Here is a 14,311-nt window from a genome sequence, read left to right as displayed (position 1 = left end):
ACTGAACGATTGACTAACCCGGACAGACCGCACCTTCACTGGTGCGTTCTGCCCGTGTAACGTGATACTTATTTGTAAACCTCATCAATCGCAGCCTGGAAAGGAGCCTTGTATTTCTCGATCAGCGTAGATACGGATACCCCTTCTTTGAGTTCCCCATCAAAATCCCAGAACGGCAAGGACGGGAATGTGTTATGGTCGAGAACCAACATACCTTCCGCAACCTCTCTGGCGTTGTTGATATCTGCTTCATCGGTCAGATGTGTCTCCAGTGTGGATTGTCCCGGATACTCATAGATCGATTCGATCTCATTAATTTTCTCCCAGATGTACATCAGTTGTTCCGGATTCTCTACTGCTTTTGGAATCGTTATAGCTTGGTAACGTGACTCACCGGAGTGATACGCTGTTGCACTTGGACCTTTTGGAAACGGTACAAAACCAATATCGTAGTCCTTCATATCCGTCATAATACCTTCAACTTCGTACATGGCACCTGAATACATCAAGGTGTTGCCTTGACGGAAGAACGTGGATGGCTCTGTCCAATCGCCGCCCTCAGAAGCTCTGCCGACCTTCTCGGTAGCCAGTTTGGACAGGAAGTTCAACGCTTCTTTCGTTTTTGGATCTTCCAGGTTCTGCTTATCTTCTTTGGTCAGAGAAGCCTCGTTGGAATACAGAATCGGTTCCAGCAAGCCCGTTTGAGCGAGTCCCCAAGTGTCTAGCTTGCCATCATTGTTTCGATCTTTGTTCGCTTGCTTGGCAACGCTGATAAACGTATCCCAGTTCCATTCATCGGCATCCACATACTCCTGAAGTGGCTTCAAGCCGAGCTCTTGCATGAGTGTGCGATTATAGAAAATCCCGTTGATAAACGAGGACTGGTCCTCGGTAAAGCCGTAACCTTTGCCTTCATACTGCATGTATTCCTTGGTTGTTTTCTGGTTGAATACCTTGTCGTTTTTAATATAATCATCCACCGGCCATAACAGATCCTGTTTGGTCAATGCCGGAATGGCATAGTTTTTGCCCAGTCTCACCAGATCGCCAAGCGGTTCACCGGCCATCAGGGAAGCAACTACTTTTTCCTGATATTCACCAAAATCGATGGAAACATATTCAATATTAAAGTTGTGTTTTTTCTTCAGCGCTTCGAGATTCTCAAGGCGTTGAATGTTGTCCGGGTTGTTCCCCTGTATTTCCATGTCCCACCAAGCAACAACCTTGATCGTTCTGCCACCCATGTCAAAGTCCATTTCTGGCGTGGAGTTTTCATTCTTTGGCTCGGTTTCCGCGGGTTTTTGTTCCTCCTGTGGTGTTGTCTTTTCCGGCTCGGGTTGAGCGGTAGGTGCAGAACTGCATGCAGCAATTACCAACAAGACCGCAAATACCAGGCTCAGTAGCATGAACTTGTTTTTTCTCATCGTCTTCCCCCCTGATTGTCGTTTGCTATCACAGTGTATCGTTCAAATGAAAGCGCAAACAACCTGCCGAAATACAGATGTTTACCCGGACTGAATATAGATTTGCGTAATTTTGCACGAGCAAAGTTCATTATAGGTTTTAATTGGTAAAGAAATGCACTGTCTACAAAAATATGCACATTGTATGCGCTTTCTTTTATTACCATAATGAAATTAAGTCAAATTTCAGTTAATCTAGCGCATTACAATTCAGCAGAAGGTGAGGTATTGCTTCATGTATGATATTTTACTTGTGGATTTCAGCCGTCGTTTGTGCGGAGAGTTGCAACAGATGTTGCTACGGAGCAAAGCTCAATATACTATCGCAAATTGTGTGTTCTCATCGGCCGAGGCTTTGACCGCATTGTCAGAACGAGACTTTTCCCTTGTTATGGTACATACAGAGAGGTTTGATACCGCGGGGCTCTGGTTATGCAATGACATTCGAAAAAAAAGTCAGATACCTATCCTCCTGATGGGTGGAAGAGATCACTTCAGGTTTGTACGCAAAGCCCTGACGTATCAGGTAAATGATTATCTCCCGTATCCCGTTAGTCCTTCTTCTTTACTTAACAGTCTGCATGGACTTAGATCCCACCTTGAAACCGACCCGGCACACAAAACGTCGTCGTTCTTCAAAACACCCGTTCAAATGAACGGTAAACCCATGCACTCCAGTCATGTTATTCGTATCGTTAAGGCCTATGTACGGGATCATCTGAGTGATGAAATCACGCTGAAGAAGATCTCTGACATGCTTCATTTTAACTGTGCGTACCTTGGACAGAAGTTCAAGCTGGAAGAGAAGATGTCTTTCAATGATTATATGCTCCAGCAACGTATGGAAAAGGCACAGCAGTTGTTGTCTTCCACGAATCTGCGAATATATGAGATTGCTATTGAGGTAGGTTATAAGGATATTGATTGGTTCTATAAAAAGTTCAAAGCGTATGCCGGATCGAGTCCCAATGCTTATAGAAGACAAAAAATCCACACGGCCTAAAGGTGGGTCGCCGAATCGGTTTGTTTATCAATTAGATAATAACCACAAAAAAACGCAGGATGTATTCTACTTCCTGCGTTTTTTTGTGGTTGTTTGGGTTTGGTCAATTCCAGAGTATTTACCGTTAACGTACCAAAAGGGATTCCCGGTATTCTTGGGGAGTCATTCCCGTTATTTTCTTAAAAAGTCGGGTAAATGAATGGGCAGCCTCGTACCCCACTTGAAGTGCGACCTCACGCACCATAAGATTTGTGTTCTGAAGCAATTCTTTGGCTTTCCGTATTCGGCAGTCGTCAATGAACTCTGACACGTTTATTCCCATTTCCTGCTTAAAGAATCGCGACAGATAGGATGGATTAAAATGATGAAGTTCTGCCAGTCTCACCAGAGAGAGATCTTTCTCCAGGTTCTCCTTGACGTAACTGCATAAGGAATGAATGACAACGTTAGCGCGTTCCTGTTCATTTGATCTTTTGTAGCGGACTAATTCATCGGCAGCACGATATAGAAATTGTACTGCATCCTTCATGCAGGTATACTCCCCTAAGTGCAGCAAGCTTCTTTGATCCGGGATCTTTTGTTGAAGACCCCAACGATTAATCGTTGAATGCAATAATAAGGCCAGATTGTAGTATGTCTCCATGGCACGTTCCATCGTAATATCCTGTTGCATCAGTTCTCCTGCAAGCTCCTCAAATATATCGTAAAATGGCTGAATTCGTCCCGTTTCCAAATATCCTGACATAATCTCGATCCGGTTTGAGATCCGCATGGATTCTTTGGGTACATCAGATGAGAGATCATTACGATGGTCCGTGAGTACCATGGATACACCATCCCCAATTTTCATCCACTGGAGTAATCTCAGACGTTCATATTGTTTGGTTAACTCGGACCAATTGCAACTGCGACTACTTAATGAAAAAGCAATGGATACGCCGAGTGAGACCATGCATGCTTCCTGTACCAGTTCCAGTGTACCTTCTAGAAATCGCACAAGTTTATCATTTGTCATCTCTTCCTCCTGCTTCGGCTGAAGCAGCCAGATCGTATCCCCATAATGGTCCGTTACACTTGCGCACACTGTACGTTCATTCATCAGAGAAGAGCCGATAATGCGCACAGATTCTTGAACTTGTGTGAGGTCCGAACCTTTTTCTGGCAGATTATTGAACCGACCCAGTATGAGATAAACAGGCGAGTTGATCTGTAATCTTATATCTCGTTTGGATAATTCGTCCTGCATATGCATAGTAGAATCTATAACCGCTGTACAGTCTTGAAGTAACTTCCGTAAATACTCTTTTTGCTGTATCAGTGCAAGCTGCGAATTAACTTTATGAGAATGTTCCAACAACTCAACCATGCTGTGACTTTGCCGGATCTCTTCCATCACATCTTCTACAACAGACATCACCTTGTCATAACCTTCCGTTTTGAGCAAATAACGCACATTAGCCATCTGAAAAGCTTGATATGCATAATCAAAATCGCTATGTCCTGTCAGAAAAATGACACGACAATTCGGCCAACTGGCTTGAATCCGCTCTGTCAGTTCCAACCCACTCATACCCGGCATACGGATGTCCGTTAGAACAATGTCAATTCTCGAACGTTGCATCCAGGACAATGCTTCTGTTGCAGAGTAGGCCTTACATACATCAAGCTGTTCGGGTATATGTCTGGCGAACGTTTCATAGAGACTATCCGTAATAATCTCCTCGTCATCTACAATCAAAAGTCGATACATTCGTTTTCCCCCTCTTTCCACTGGATTCGAATTGTGACTTTTAACCCTTGCAGTTCACTTCTGGATAGAAAAAGCCCACTTCCTTCTCCATACGTCAGGACCAGACGTCGATGAATATTTATTAACGCCGTCATTTCGTCTGTACCTCCGTCCTTATGCAAACGTTGTTGAAGAGTTTGAATGTGTTGCTCTTCCAACTCATTACCATTATCCTCTACGGTGATCTCGGCATATGAACCTTCCATATTAAACCCAATAATTAGAAGACCGGAGTCCGTATTCTTTTCAAGGCTGTGTTCGTAGGCATTCTCAATAATAGGTTGAATAATGAGTCTGGGAACTTTAATATGTTCCATCTCAGCAGGTAGTGACCCAAAATCAACTTTGATTCGTCTGGAGAATCGTAATTGTTGAATCTCTGTATAGATCCGTGAATGCTCAACTTCCACTTTCAACTTCACATGGTCTGTTTCATTCCGCGTAATGAACCTGAAATACTCTCCGAGCATGTTCGTGAATTGCTCAATACGTTCGGTTTCTCCTGTCCTTGCCAGTGAATTCAGAATAAAGAAGCTATTGTACAGAAAATGAGGATTAATCTGCGATTGAAGCTGTTTCAACTCGGCCCGCTGCATCATCAATGTTTTCTTAAAATCTCGATCGATAAGGGATTGAAGATTTTCAATCATTAGATTGAAACGGGTGTAGAGGAAGCCGAATTCATCCTTTCGGTTATGCGCAATGGGGACATCAAGCATGCCTCCCTCCATTTTTTTGAATCTTTTCACCAACAACAGCAACGGGATATGAATTAACTTGTAACTTGAATAGAGATACGCCGTGATGGCAACAAATGATGTAATTGCAAACAGCCAAGCCCAATGATAGAACTTGCTAAGTGGCTTCGTAACAATTGCCTCGGGTAGATATGTAGCTACGGATAAGCCCAGGGAGTCCATATGCAACTGACTAACATGGTACATGGTGTCCCCCACCTTCATCCGAAAGCCATCAAGTGTACCCTTTACACTGTGCTCACGGTAATTCGCGAGAATAACACTAGCTTGATGTTTATCTGTGATGGCATGCCCCGTTTTGTCCTCAATCAGAAAAGTTGAACTCTCCGGGTACAAATTAAGCCGTGTGAGTTCATTCTGAAAATGGTATGTATCCAGCTCCACTTGAATGACAAAAAGCGGGGGTTCTCCTCTCGTGCCTGTCAGCCTGACGGCACTTAAGTTCAAGGCGTCCTCTTTCACCGTGAAACGTGTACCTTTTCCTTGCATGCCTGAACTGAAATATAGGTAAGAACTTTTATCGAAATCATCGATGCCTTGGATCGCGGATATACTCTTGCCAACAGAAGGGATATGTACATGAACGTTTTTGATATAAGCAGTGCTATTCTTGAATGAAGCGAGCCGTTCAGTCAGGTAATTTAATGTATCACGCCGCTCAACCTGATCCATCATGTCCCAGAGAATGGCCAGACGATTGAGTTTTCGATCCTCAACGATATCAAACTGCTGTAATTCCATCCATTCTATCTCTCTGTTCAATTCCACCACATATTGGTTCAACCGTCTTTCCGTTGACAACGATATTTCCTGGCTTGCATTGTCATAACTCCAATGATACAGATACACGCCAAGAAGAATAAGGGGGAGTACAAATACCAGATAGGTGATTATTAATCGCGCAAATATACTGTTAAACCATGATTTAGCAGGGATCTTGATCAATGCATTCACCTCCAATGCCAAAGGCTGAGTGGGTTCCTTGTAAGAATAAAGTGAACATTAGCGCTCCTTTGGCTTGCTGGCGCGAAACCACGCGTTAACCTCCGATGTGATCTGATCTCCCCCCAGCTTGCGCCAGTTCTCAACGAATTGATCAAACTCATCTATCGACCTGCCTAGAATAATGTTCATATAGGCTTCAAGCTGAAGATCCCGAAGAATAATTTGTCGATCAACCATTGTATCCGTAATTCCGCCCGTGAATTGATCATAGAGAAGTTGGCCGTTCTTCTCGTAAGAATCTGCAATGCTAAAAGCACCCGAAGGCCCATAGGTTTGTTTCCAACCCCAGCCGCTCTCTACATCTTCCAATTCATAGGCCACAATGCGTTTGTGAATGGCGAGAGCTTCATTCTGCAGAGCCGAGAAGTCTCCTGTACTTCTGGCATCACGAATTTGTTTGTATGCATCTATATTTTTATTACCGGGAAAAGGAGTTACCGGTGAAAGCATCCACACAGCTCGGGAGTCGTCATTGTAGTATGTTTCATACTGTGCCTGATCCCCCCAGTTGATGTCCAGATGCAGATTCATGAGCTTTACAACAACTTCCGGATTAGAGAATCCCTTTTTTACAGCAAAGTATTGCCCAGTGTTGGAACGTAGCGGTACGAACAGGCTCCGGTACGACTTGGCAACAATGGGATATGCCTGCCATTCTACATCTATACCTGTATCTTTATCACGGGTGCTCTGAAGCATAAAGGATGTCCACTGTTCGCCGTAAAGCATCCCTATTTTTCCATCTTGAACTAGACGAAACGCCTTGTTTCCACTTTTATAACCAAAATCCGGATCAAGTTGGCCTTCACGATACAACGTTTGCAGTACTTTCAGAGCCTCCCGAACTTCAGGCTGTATACCTCCATAAGTGAGGTTTCCTTCTGCATCTTTAACCCATATATTAGGGTAGGCACCGTAGCCGGACATGAACCCTGCAGCTCCCATAACTGGATCCCATAGATGGTTCGTTAGCGCAAGTCCGTACGTATCATGCTCTCCGTTCCCGTCGGGGTCCTCCTCTGTAAACGCTTTCGAAACCTGGAGAAGCTCTTCTATCGTTTCAGGCGGCCGTAGCCCCAGTTGCTCCAACCAATCGGTTCTAATCCACAGGTACTGCGCTGTCTCAATGGAGGAAGATGATTCGGGAATAGCCATGAGTTTGCCATCAATGGTTGCCGCATCAAATGCGCCTCTTCCCTCCGCCTCCAATATACTCTTTGTAAGTGGGGAAGCATACTCTTGGTACACATGGGTTAAATCTTCGATCATTCCAGCGTTGCTCAGTTGTCTAAGTTGATATGGATTAACTTTCACCACATCTGGAAAACGTCCTGCAGCAAGGGATACACCCAACTTCTGATTGTATACATCTCCCTTAGCAGTCCAGTCATAGTGAATTTGAATACCTAGCTCTTTCTCGTACAAACGAGTCCAGCGATTATCCAGTATCGTCTCACCAGGTAACTGACTAATCATGCGCTCAAGGTCATCTCCCGTTTCCCTGACAAAAGAGACCACGATGGGAGGAGAATACCTCTCAAGCGTAGCGGGAAGTTGAATCTGCTGCCCATCTTGCTGCGGATGATGTTGTTTGGTATTACCTTCGGTATGACCTGCTGGTATGGATACAGCAAGGAACAGAATGAAGGTCCATCTTGTTATGTCCAGACATCTCTTATACATGACGACATGCCCCCAGTTCGGTTTGAACAACTCTCTTCTCTCTGTCAACTTTAATCCATATCATTGTACAACAACTTGTACTCATTGAATACGAAAAGCCGCCATTGGGCGGCTTTTCGTATCTTTATTGTTTCTCATCAGGATTAATCATGCGATATTCAAAATTCGAAAAGTCAGCTGCTCCTCCAGCTATTTCAGTTGAATATACAAACAACCCCGTTCGACAACCCATAAAATGATCCAGTTTATATATCATTTTGTGTACAATCCCTATATCTGTCCATTCAGTTCCATCGAAATAGGCAAAAGAGCACTCATCCAGATTGTTCTCAAAATTTCCGAATGCTTTTAGTTTAACTACTGGATCTGATACCGGGATACGTTCATGTTCAGTGGCTGGCTTCTGGTCGATCAGATTGCCAAATATGGTGGAATCTTCACTATCTCTGGCATGCATGACCAAGTAAAACTTGCTATCCTGCTTCGTGAGAGCGATCATACCGTACGAACCGATCAGAAAGCACAACCCGGCATAATCCCCATCATTCAGACGACTGCCGTCAAGCGTAACTATTGCTTCGCAAGCGGGCCCCATTGAACGCTGGGTTAGTGTGTTGACCGCAAACGTCAGATTTGGGCTGATCTGTCCCGTTCGAACACGATACACCCCCGATTTCTCTGTAACGGACCAAAGTTCATGATTAGGTGTATGATTCCATTGCCAAAAATCACGAAGGCGGATGCTTCCATCTTCCTCGGGTTCATAATTGAAACTGTCGCTACCCACTAACGGGTTATAACGGTGCTCTGGTCTCGTGCTCGGGATATCAATCTGCTTCGGCGCTTTGCTTGCAAAGACCGGTATACCTTGATCAAAGTGTAGCGGAACCAAAACAGGAACCCGGCCAACAGCCCCATGATCCTGAAACAGCATTGCATACCAGTCTCCATCCGGCGTATCCACGATACCGCCCTGAGCAACACCTGAATTGAAATAATCCATATCGTCATTGAATACTTCTCCACCAGTGAAGACATCTTCCAGAGAATCTGCCATATAAAACGCCTGTGTTCTCCGTCCGGAAGCTTTTGTTATATGAATCAGGAACACAATATATTTACCATTGATCTTGTAAAAATGTGCTCCTTCATAACCAAGGTGATGAGGCTGCTCGTCTTTTACAATCAAGCGATGCACTCCACCAGGTTTGGGCCCGGACAGATCAGAGCTTAATTCGGTCAGATAGATCTCGGTATTACCGTACACGAGATATGCTCGTTCATCATCGTCAAAAAATAAGGAGCAATCATGGTAAAACCCTTCCACGATCTGTTTCTTCCACACTCCCGAGATGGAGGTCGACCTATACAAGTATGTCTTACGGGTATCATTCGCAACAAAGATCACATAGAACATCCCTTGATGATAGCGGAGTGATGCAGCCCACATGCCTTTACTATAAACGTGATGACCATCCACCAGCCGTTGTGCAGGTGTATCGTCCAATGTGTCGTATACATATGTGGCTACTTCCCAATGGATCAGATCATATGAACGCAGGATGACACATCCCGGCATCATATGCATGGTTGTACTGACCATATAATATGTGTCATCTACACGAATAACATCAAGATCCGGGTAATCGGCCCAAATAATCGGATTCGGATACATGCTTTAATTACACCTCATTTTGTCTAATAAACTTCCATTCTCTTAAAAGGATGGTTGGGCTGTCTGTTGAACTTTTAAGCTTAATATACAAGTCTTGCACACCTTTCGCACCCGTAACATTAGTTGTTAGTTCCATCCATTGAAGAGATTCGGTTGCAGGTGGAACAATGATTTCTCCAATTAACAGTCCGTCTGCACGATCAAGTCGAAGTTCTAACGTACCTTCGGTTCCTTGATTCGCAATCGTGGCTGTGAAGGTTGTGGGTCCTTCACTTTCAAAGTCCACCTTCGATATAGCTATCCAGCTGTCATTTTGCAGTTTAGCGGAAATCATATTCGAATCTGATGCAGACATCTCACCAGAGTCAAGATATTGCTCTGTTGATACTCCGCTACTCCATCCAATCGTTGAACCGCTTACCCGCCCATAAGGATCGAAGCATTTGATTTGATCTACGCCCTGATAATCGGCATGTACCTTCTTGATCTTACCCGTGGCCTCATCATGTTCGACTCGATTCAGATGCGTTGAACGGTAACCTTCGGGAATATCCATGGCTTGGCATAATGTCTGGGCATGATAGGCAATGTACCATTGATCCGATAGTTGAAATATAGCATGGTGATTGTTGCCGCCAATATCAAAAAAGTGTCCTGGATTCTGGAGTAGCGTACCCTGATATGTCCATGGCCCCATTGGCTGAACACTGGTCATATATGCAATCTCACCAGGTGGTGGGCTGTCATCTGGCCGATCACCCTCAATAAAATTGGAACAATACGTAAAGTAGTAACTATTATTATATTTATGTATCCCTGAATCTTCAAACATATAAGGCGCCTGAATAACCTTCGCTTTGCCAACAACGCTGATCATATCGTCTCCCAATCGCATAACTCTTGCCGTATCCGGTCTTTCTGCTTTCCCCTGTGGAATACCACCACCGAAATATATGTAGGCCTGATGATCATCATCTACAATGACAGCCGGATCGAATAGCCAGGTTACTTCCTCCACTCCCGGAGTCTCTCTTGTAATAAGTGCTTTTCCTATAGGATCTATCCAAGGACCTACAGGTGTTGGTGCAGACAGTACACCTATTCCACTGGCATTGTTGGCGAAATAAAGAAAGAAACAGTCCTTGCCATCCAAGATTCGATGAGCAGCTGCCGGGGCCCAGGATTGCGAAGCCCATGTTGCTGCGCCTTGAGGACCAGCAACTCTGATCTCTCCATGATCGGTCCAGTTGATTAAGTCATCCGAAGAAATGACCGTAATCCGGTTAATTGAACTGTAGCTGTTTTTCTGAGGAAGACCGTCCTTATCATATTCCAGCTTATCACTAGTCATATATAAGTAGACTCGATTGTTAAATACTAAAGCATAGGGATCGGCTCCAAATTTGTGGGCCACCAAAGGGTTACCGTTGGGACGAAGCTTTCCAATCTCCCCTGGAATACTCTCCAGATTGGCAGCTTGGTCTTGCTTTTGCTCACCAGCTTGTGGTGTAGAATGATGATTCATCAAAAGAATCCCCCTATAATCGTTTTTAGTTGTGCCTTTTTAAAAGAAAGCGTTTGCAATACAAAAGGTATCATGATAGGATGATTACATTTTAAGGTAAGCTGAGTACAATTTCATTGCGTTAACCGCTCTATTTATTGCGTGAAATGACGGGAGGTACTTCATGAATGGATCCTCTGAGTGTTTTTATGATCCCATCCAGCCTGAGCTCTTATATCTACACAGCGTAACGACGTATAAGCTGGAAACGATCTATCATCGCCATAATGCATACGAGATCTACCTGTTTCTTCGTGGTAACGTTCACTTTTATGTAGAAAATCGATGTTACCATGTACAGCCTGGCGATCTGCTTGTGATGTCACCCGAGGAGATGCACCGAGCCTTTATTCTGGATGAATCTGAGTATGAGCGAATTACAATCAATCTCAAAAAAACATATCTGTTTCAGCTTTCCACACCATCAACCAATCTATCGTCATGTTTTGATCATCGCCCCATAGGAACAGGCAACATCGTACATTTAGACGACTATAACTTGAAGCAGATGCTGCAATGTACGAACGAACTGGAAGGATTGCTTGCTTCCGATGCGTATGGCACCGATATCAAAATAAATGCAGCCGTAGCCCAATTGTTGGTCATGATTAACGTCTGGTTTCATAACAATTCCTTTGTTCCCAATGACATTATGCCTGAACTAGTTCGTGAAACCATGGATTATATTGAAACACATCTAAATCAAGACATTACACTTCGCAAACTTGCCGAAGTGTTCTACATGAACAGTACTTATATCAGCCGCCAGTTCAAAAAGCATACTGGATTGACCATCCGTTCCTACATTTTGGGTCGTCGTATTGAACGGGCCAAATTCCACCTGTCAGAAGGAATGAGTATTACGGATGCATGCTTTCAATCGGGCTTTAGTGACTATGCCAATTTTATTCGCAGTTTTACCAAAATGGTTGGCATCTCCCCCGGTAGATATATCAAACAAAGACGTGATGCAATGGAAGCTTTGCCAAAATAATGACAAGCTCATTCAATGTAAACTAAAAAACATCAAGCCATCCTGCATGGCTCGATGTTTTTTAAGTTCTTGATATACTTCGGATCTGCAAACAATTTTATTGTAATTATACGCCAGTTAATTGATCTCTTTACCCGTCCACAATCGAACGCGATCTTTAATCCACTCCGTATACTGCTGTTCCATGGCTACTGCACCTGCATTATCAAGTTCGGCAATCATATTGTCATATATGCCTTCAAAGGCACTTGGAGAGGATGTAATCGCTTCGGCGATCCGTTTCTGAATAATATCCTGCGTTTTCTGGTACACAACGTTATAATCCCCGCTATCCGAGGGAATCGGCATATTGTAAGCCGCGCCCCACTCTTTCACCGGAAACTCCTCTTCGGAAGGGAACAAATCCTTCCATGTGGTGATGCCATAACCTTTCAAAGCTTCTTTTTCCTCATCAGAATAACTTTGCTGAATCTGTTCAGGATAATTCGTTGTATAGTAGTTATCCGTTGAATCTTTAACGCCATCCCCGTAGTGAGCACCAAAAATGTAATACAAGCCTACTCCAGTTTCTTTGGTGAATGTGTTATTGTCTTTGTTTTTACGTTCCTGTACATCGGCCGGGATGGTGCGAACACCGTCTTCCACATTATATTGCTCGCCTTCAACGCCCCAGTTTCTCAATACTTGCCCTTCTTCAGAAGACATCCAATCCAAAAATTTGATGGCACGGACAGGATCTTCACAATCAACTGTTATGCCAATGCCATAACCATCAAAGCCGATATTCTGGAAGTCTTTCCGCTGAAAACTGTCATCTAGCGTGACCGGATAGAAACCGTAGGTCATATCGTCTTTTCCTGCACTTTTCAAAGCATTTTCCGCATCACTGAATCCCCAGCTTGGATCAATCAAGGATAACACGCGACCACTGGCGATTTTGGACTTATACTGGTCATCCTTCTGAATAAAACTGTCCTTGTCCAGCAAGCCTTCATTGTACATCTTGTTCAACCACCGGAAATATTCCTTCTCCTCGGGACGTTTGTAATGCAGAACGGCTTCGTAGGTGTCCGGATTGATGAAATATTCACCATCTCCAGGTCCTCCAGTAGACATGACAGCGGGATCAGTAACCGTGATCATCCGCCGCCATCCATCTGCACTAAGCGTCAGCGGAATTGTGGGTTGCCCATCATCTGTGGTCGGATGTTTCTCGTAATATTCACGTAGCACATTTTCGAAATCGTTTAAGGTTTTGATCTCAGGATACCCGAGTTCCTTGACTACACGATGTTGAATGGCAGTACCATTCGTGGCATCAAAGCTGACCTGATCGATCGCACCATTTGTTGGAATCCAATAGATTGAAGGATCGTCATTACTGTATTTCAACCGATTGAAGTGCTCACCGTAAATCTTTTTCAAGTTGGGGGCGTGTTCTTCGATCAGATCTGTCAAATCAATCATTGCCCCGGCATCAACGAGTCTGGTCAAGTTACCTTTGGGGAAAATCAAATCCGGATAATCACCGCTTGCAGCCATCAAGGAAATACGGTCGTTTCCGCCTCCGCTCGAAATATCGAATTCAGCATCAATGCTTACACCGGTTTCTTCCGTAATTTTCTTCCCTACCGCATCCTGCATTTTGTTCCAGTTGGGACTTGCATCTGCGCCGAAGAAGGTAAATGTGATCGGGCTGTTGGGGTCACTCGTATTTGATTCGGAATTCTCTGCAGCATTTCCGCAACCGGCGGAAACTAACACAACACTTGTTACGAGACATGCTCCTAGCACTTTTGATACGGCTCTCATTATTTTTCTGCCCCCTAAATGATGTTAGTCGTAATAACCAATCCAGACATTACGATGGTTCACTTTGAGATAGTATACGCTTACATATTCAACCGTTAGTAAACGACTACAATCCTGCCTACCCTATTCCATGTTTAAAGTATAAGGAAGTCTAATCACCCCAACCTTGATTATTAAGCCATGAAAATAGCATGATCTAGACATGAGTCTCAGTAAAAATGTGAAGACCAAAAAAGCGATGGTTGCCCATCGCCTCATAAAACCAAACCTACTTTTCAATAATATAGTTCTAACGTAAATCCTTGGATTTCTGCTTCAACTTCCCGCAACAATTCCATGACTTGATCAGCGTATTCTCCAAGAATTTCTTTACTTTTCTCGAAGCCAATCCATTGAAAAGTAAGCGGCATGCTTACAGCCCCAGTTAAGACATCCCATAGTGCGTCCAGATTGCCTCCATAACTCTCGTCTAACTCAAGCTGGTTCTGCAAAATTTGATGAAGCTCTTCCTTGCTGTGAAAGTCGTTTCCGTTAATCTGAATGATGCTCATATCATTTCCTCCGT

The 14,311-nt window shown here is 43.9% G+C and carries 10 protein-coding genes; 2 read left to right on the top strand and 8 right to left on the bottom strand.

Going from position 1 to position 14,311, the window contains the following annotated elements:
- Nucleotides 1-68: 68 nt before the first annotated feature.
- On the bottom strand, nt 69-1,424 hold the full coding sequence (locus J2Z28_RS26350) for an extracellular solute-binding protein (protein ID WP_074095065.1): 1,356 nt from the start codon (nt 1,422-1,424) through the stop codon (nt 69-71).
- A 274-nt stretch (nt 1,425-1,698) separates the two neighbouring features.
- Here J2Z28_RS26350 and J2Z28_RS26345 point away from each other — a divergent pair, with 274 nt between their 5' ends.
- Nucleotides 1,699-2,466 (top strand): helix-turn-helix domain-containing protein, encoded by a 768-nt coding sequence (locus J2Z28_RS26345; protein WP_047842955.1) that lies wholly within the window; start codon nt 1,699-1,701, stop codon nt 2,464-2,466.
- A gap of 124 nt (nt 2,467-2,590) precedes the next feature.
- Here J2Z28_RS26345 and J2Z28_RS26340 read toward each other — a convergent pair whose 3' ends face one another.
- The 5 genes from J2Z28_RS26340 to J2Z28_RS26320 all read right to left on the bottom strand — a co-directional run bounded on the left by J2Z28_RS26340 (nt 2,591) and on the right by J2Z28_RS26320 (nt 10,901).
- Complete coding sequence (locus tag J2Z28_RS26340; RefSeq protein WP_127548518.1) at nt 2,591-4,216, bottom strand: response regulator; 1,626 nt, start codon at nt 4,214-4,216, stop codon at nt 2,591-2,593.
- Nucleotides 4,201-5,967 carry a sensor histidine kinase gene (locus J2Z28_RS26335; protein ID WP_425325417.1) on the bottom strand — a complete coding sequence of 589 codons (1,767 nt, stop codon included), beginning with the start codon at nt 5,965-5,967 and terminating at the stop codon, nt 4,201-4,203. Before J2Z28_RS26335 ends, J2Z28_RS26340 begins: the two co-directional genes overlap by 16 nt.
- 48 nt (nt 5,968-6,015) lie before the next feature.
- Nucleotides 6,016-7,701 carry an extracellular solute-binding protein gene (locus tag J2Z28_RS26330; protein ID WP_211085070.1) on the bottom strand — a complete coding sequence of 562 codons (1,686 nt, stop codon included), beginning with the start codon at nt 7,699-7,701 and terminating at the stop codon, nt 6,016-6,018.
- Between the two features lie 124 nt (nt 7,702-7,825).
- A complete protein-coding gene (locus J2Z28_RS26325; protein WP_211085068.1) occupies nt 7,826-9,376 on the bottom strand; it encodes a glycoside hydrolase family 43 protein in 1,551 nt (516 codons plus the stop codon).
- A 7-nt stretch (nt 9,377-9,383) separates the two neighbouring features.
- Nucleotides 9,384-10,901, bottom strand: a complete 1,518-nt coding sequence (locus J2Z28_RS26320) for a glycoside hydrolase family 43 protein (RefSeq protein ID WP_211085066.1) — start codon at nt 10,899-10,901, stop codon at nt 9,384-9,386.
- A 163-nt stretch (nt 10,902-11,064) separates the two neighbouring features.
- On the opposite strand from J2Z28_RS26320, the gene J2Z28_RS26315 reads away from it, so the two are divergent.
- Entirely contained in the window at nt 11,065-11,934 is an 870-nt protein-coding gene (locus J2Z28_RS26315) for an AraC family transcriptional regulator (protein ID WP_211085064.1), read from the top strand.
- Nucleotides 11,935-12,051: 117 nt separating this feature from the next.
- On the opposite strand, the gene J2Z28_RS26310 is transcribed toward J2Z28_RS26315, so the two are convergent.
- Nucleotides 12,052-13,746, bottom strand: a complete 1,695-nt coding sequence (locus tag J2Z28_RS26310; RefSeq protein ID WP_211085062.1) for an ABC transporter substrate-binding protein — start codon at nt 13,744-13,746, stop codon at nt 12,052-12,054.
- 275 nt (nt 13,747-14,021) lie between these two features.
- Entirely contained in the window at nt 14,022-14,297 is a 276-nt protein-coding gene (locus J2Z28_RS26305) for a barstar family protein (protein ID WP_076327603.1), read from the bottom strand.
- Nucleotides 14,298-14,311 lie beyond the last annotated feature (14 nt).

It is taken from the genome of Paenibacillus xylanexedens, assembly GCF_017874615.1.
Lineage (GTDB): Bacteria > Bacillota > Bacilli > Paenibacillales > Paenibacillaceae > Paenibacillus > Paenibacillus xylanexedens.
The sequence above is the reverse complement of the archived record's forward strand: the minus strand, read 5'-3'. Positions and strand labels throughout refer to the sequence as shown.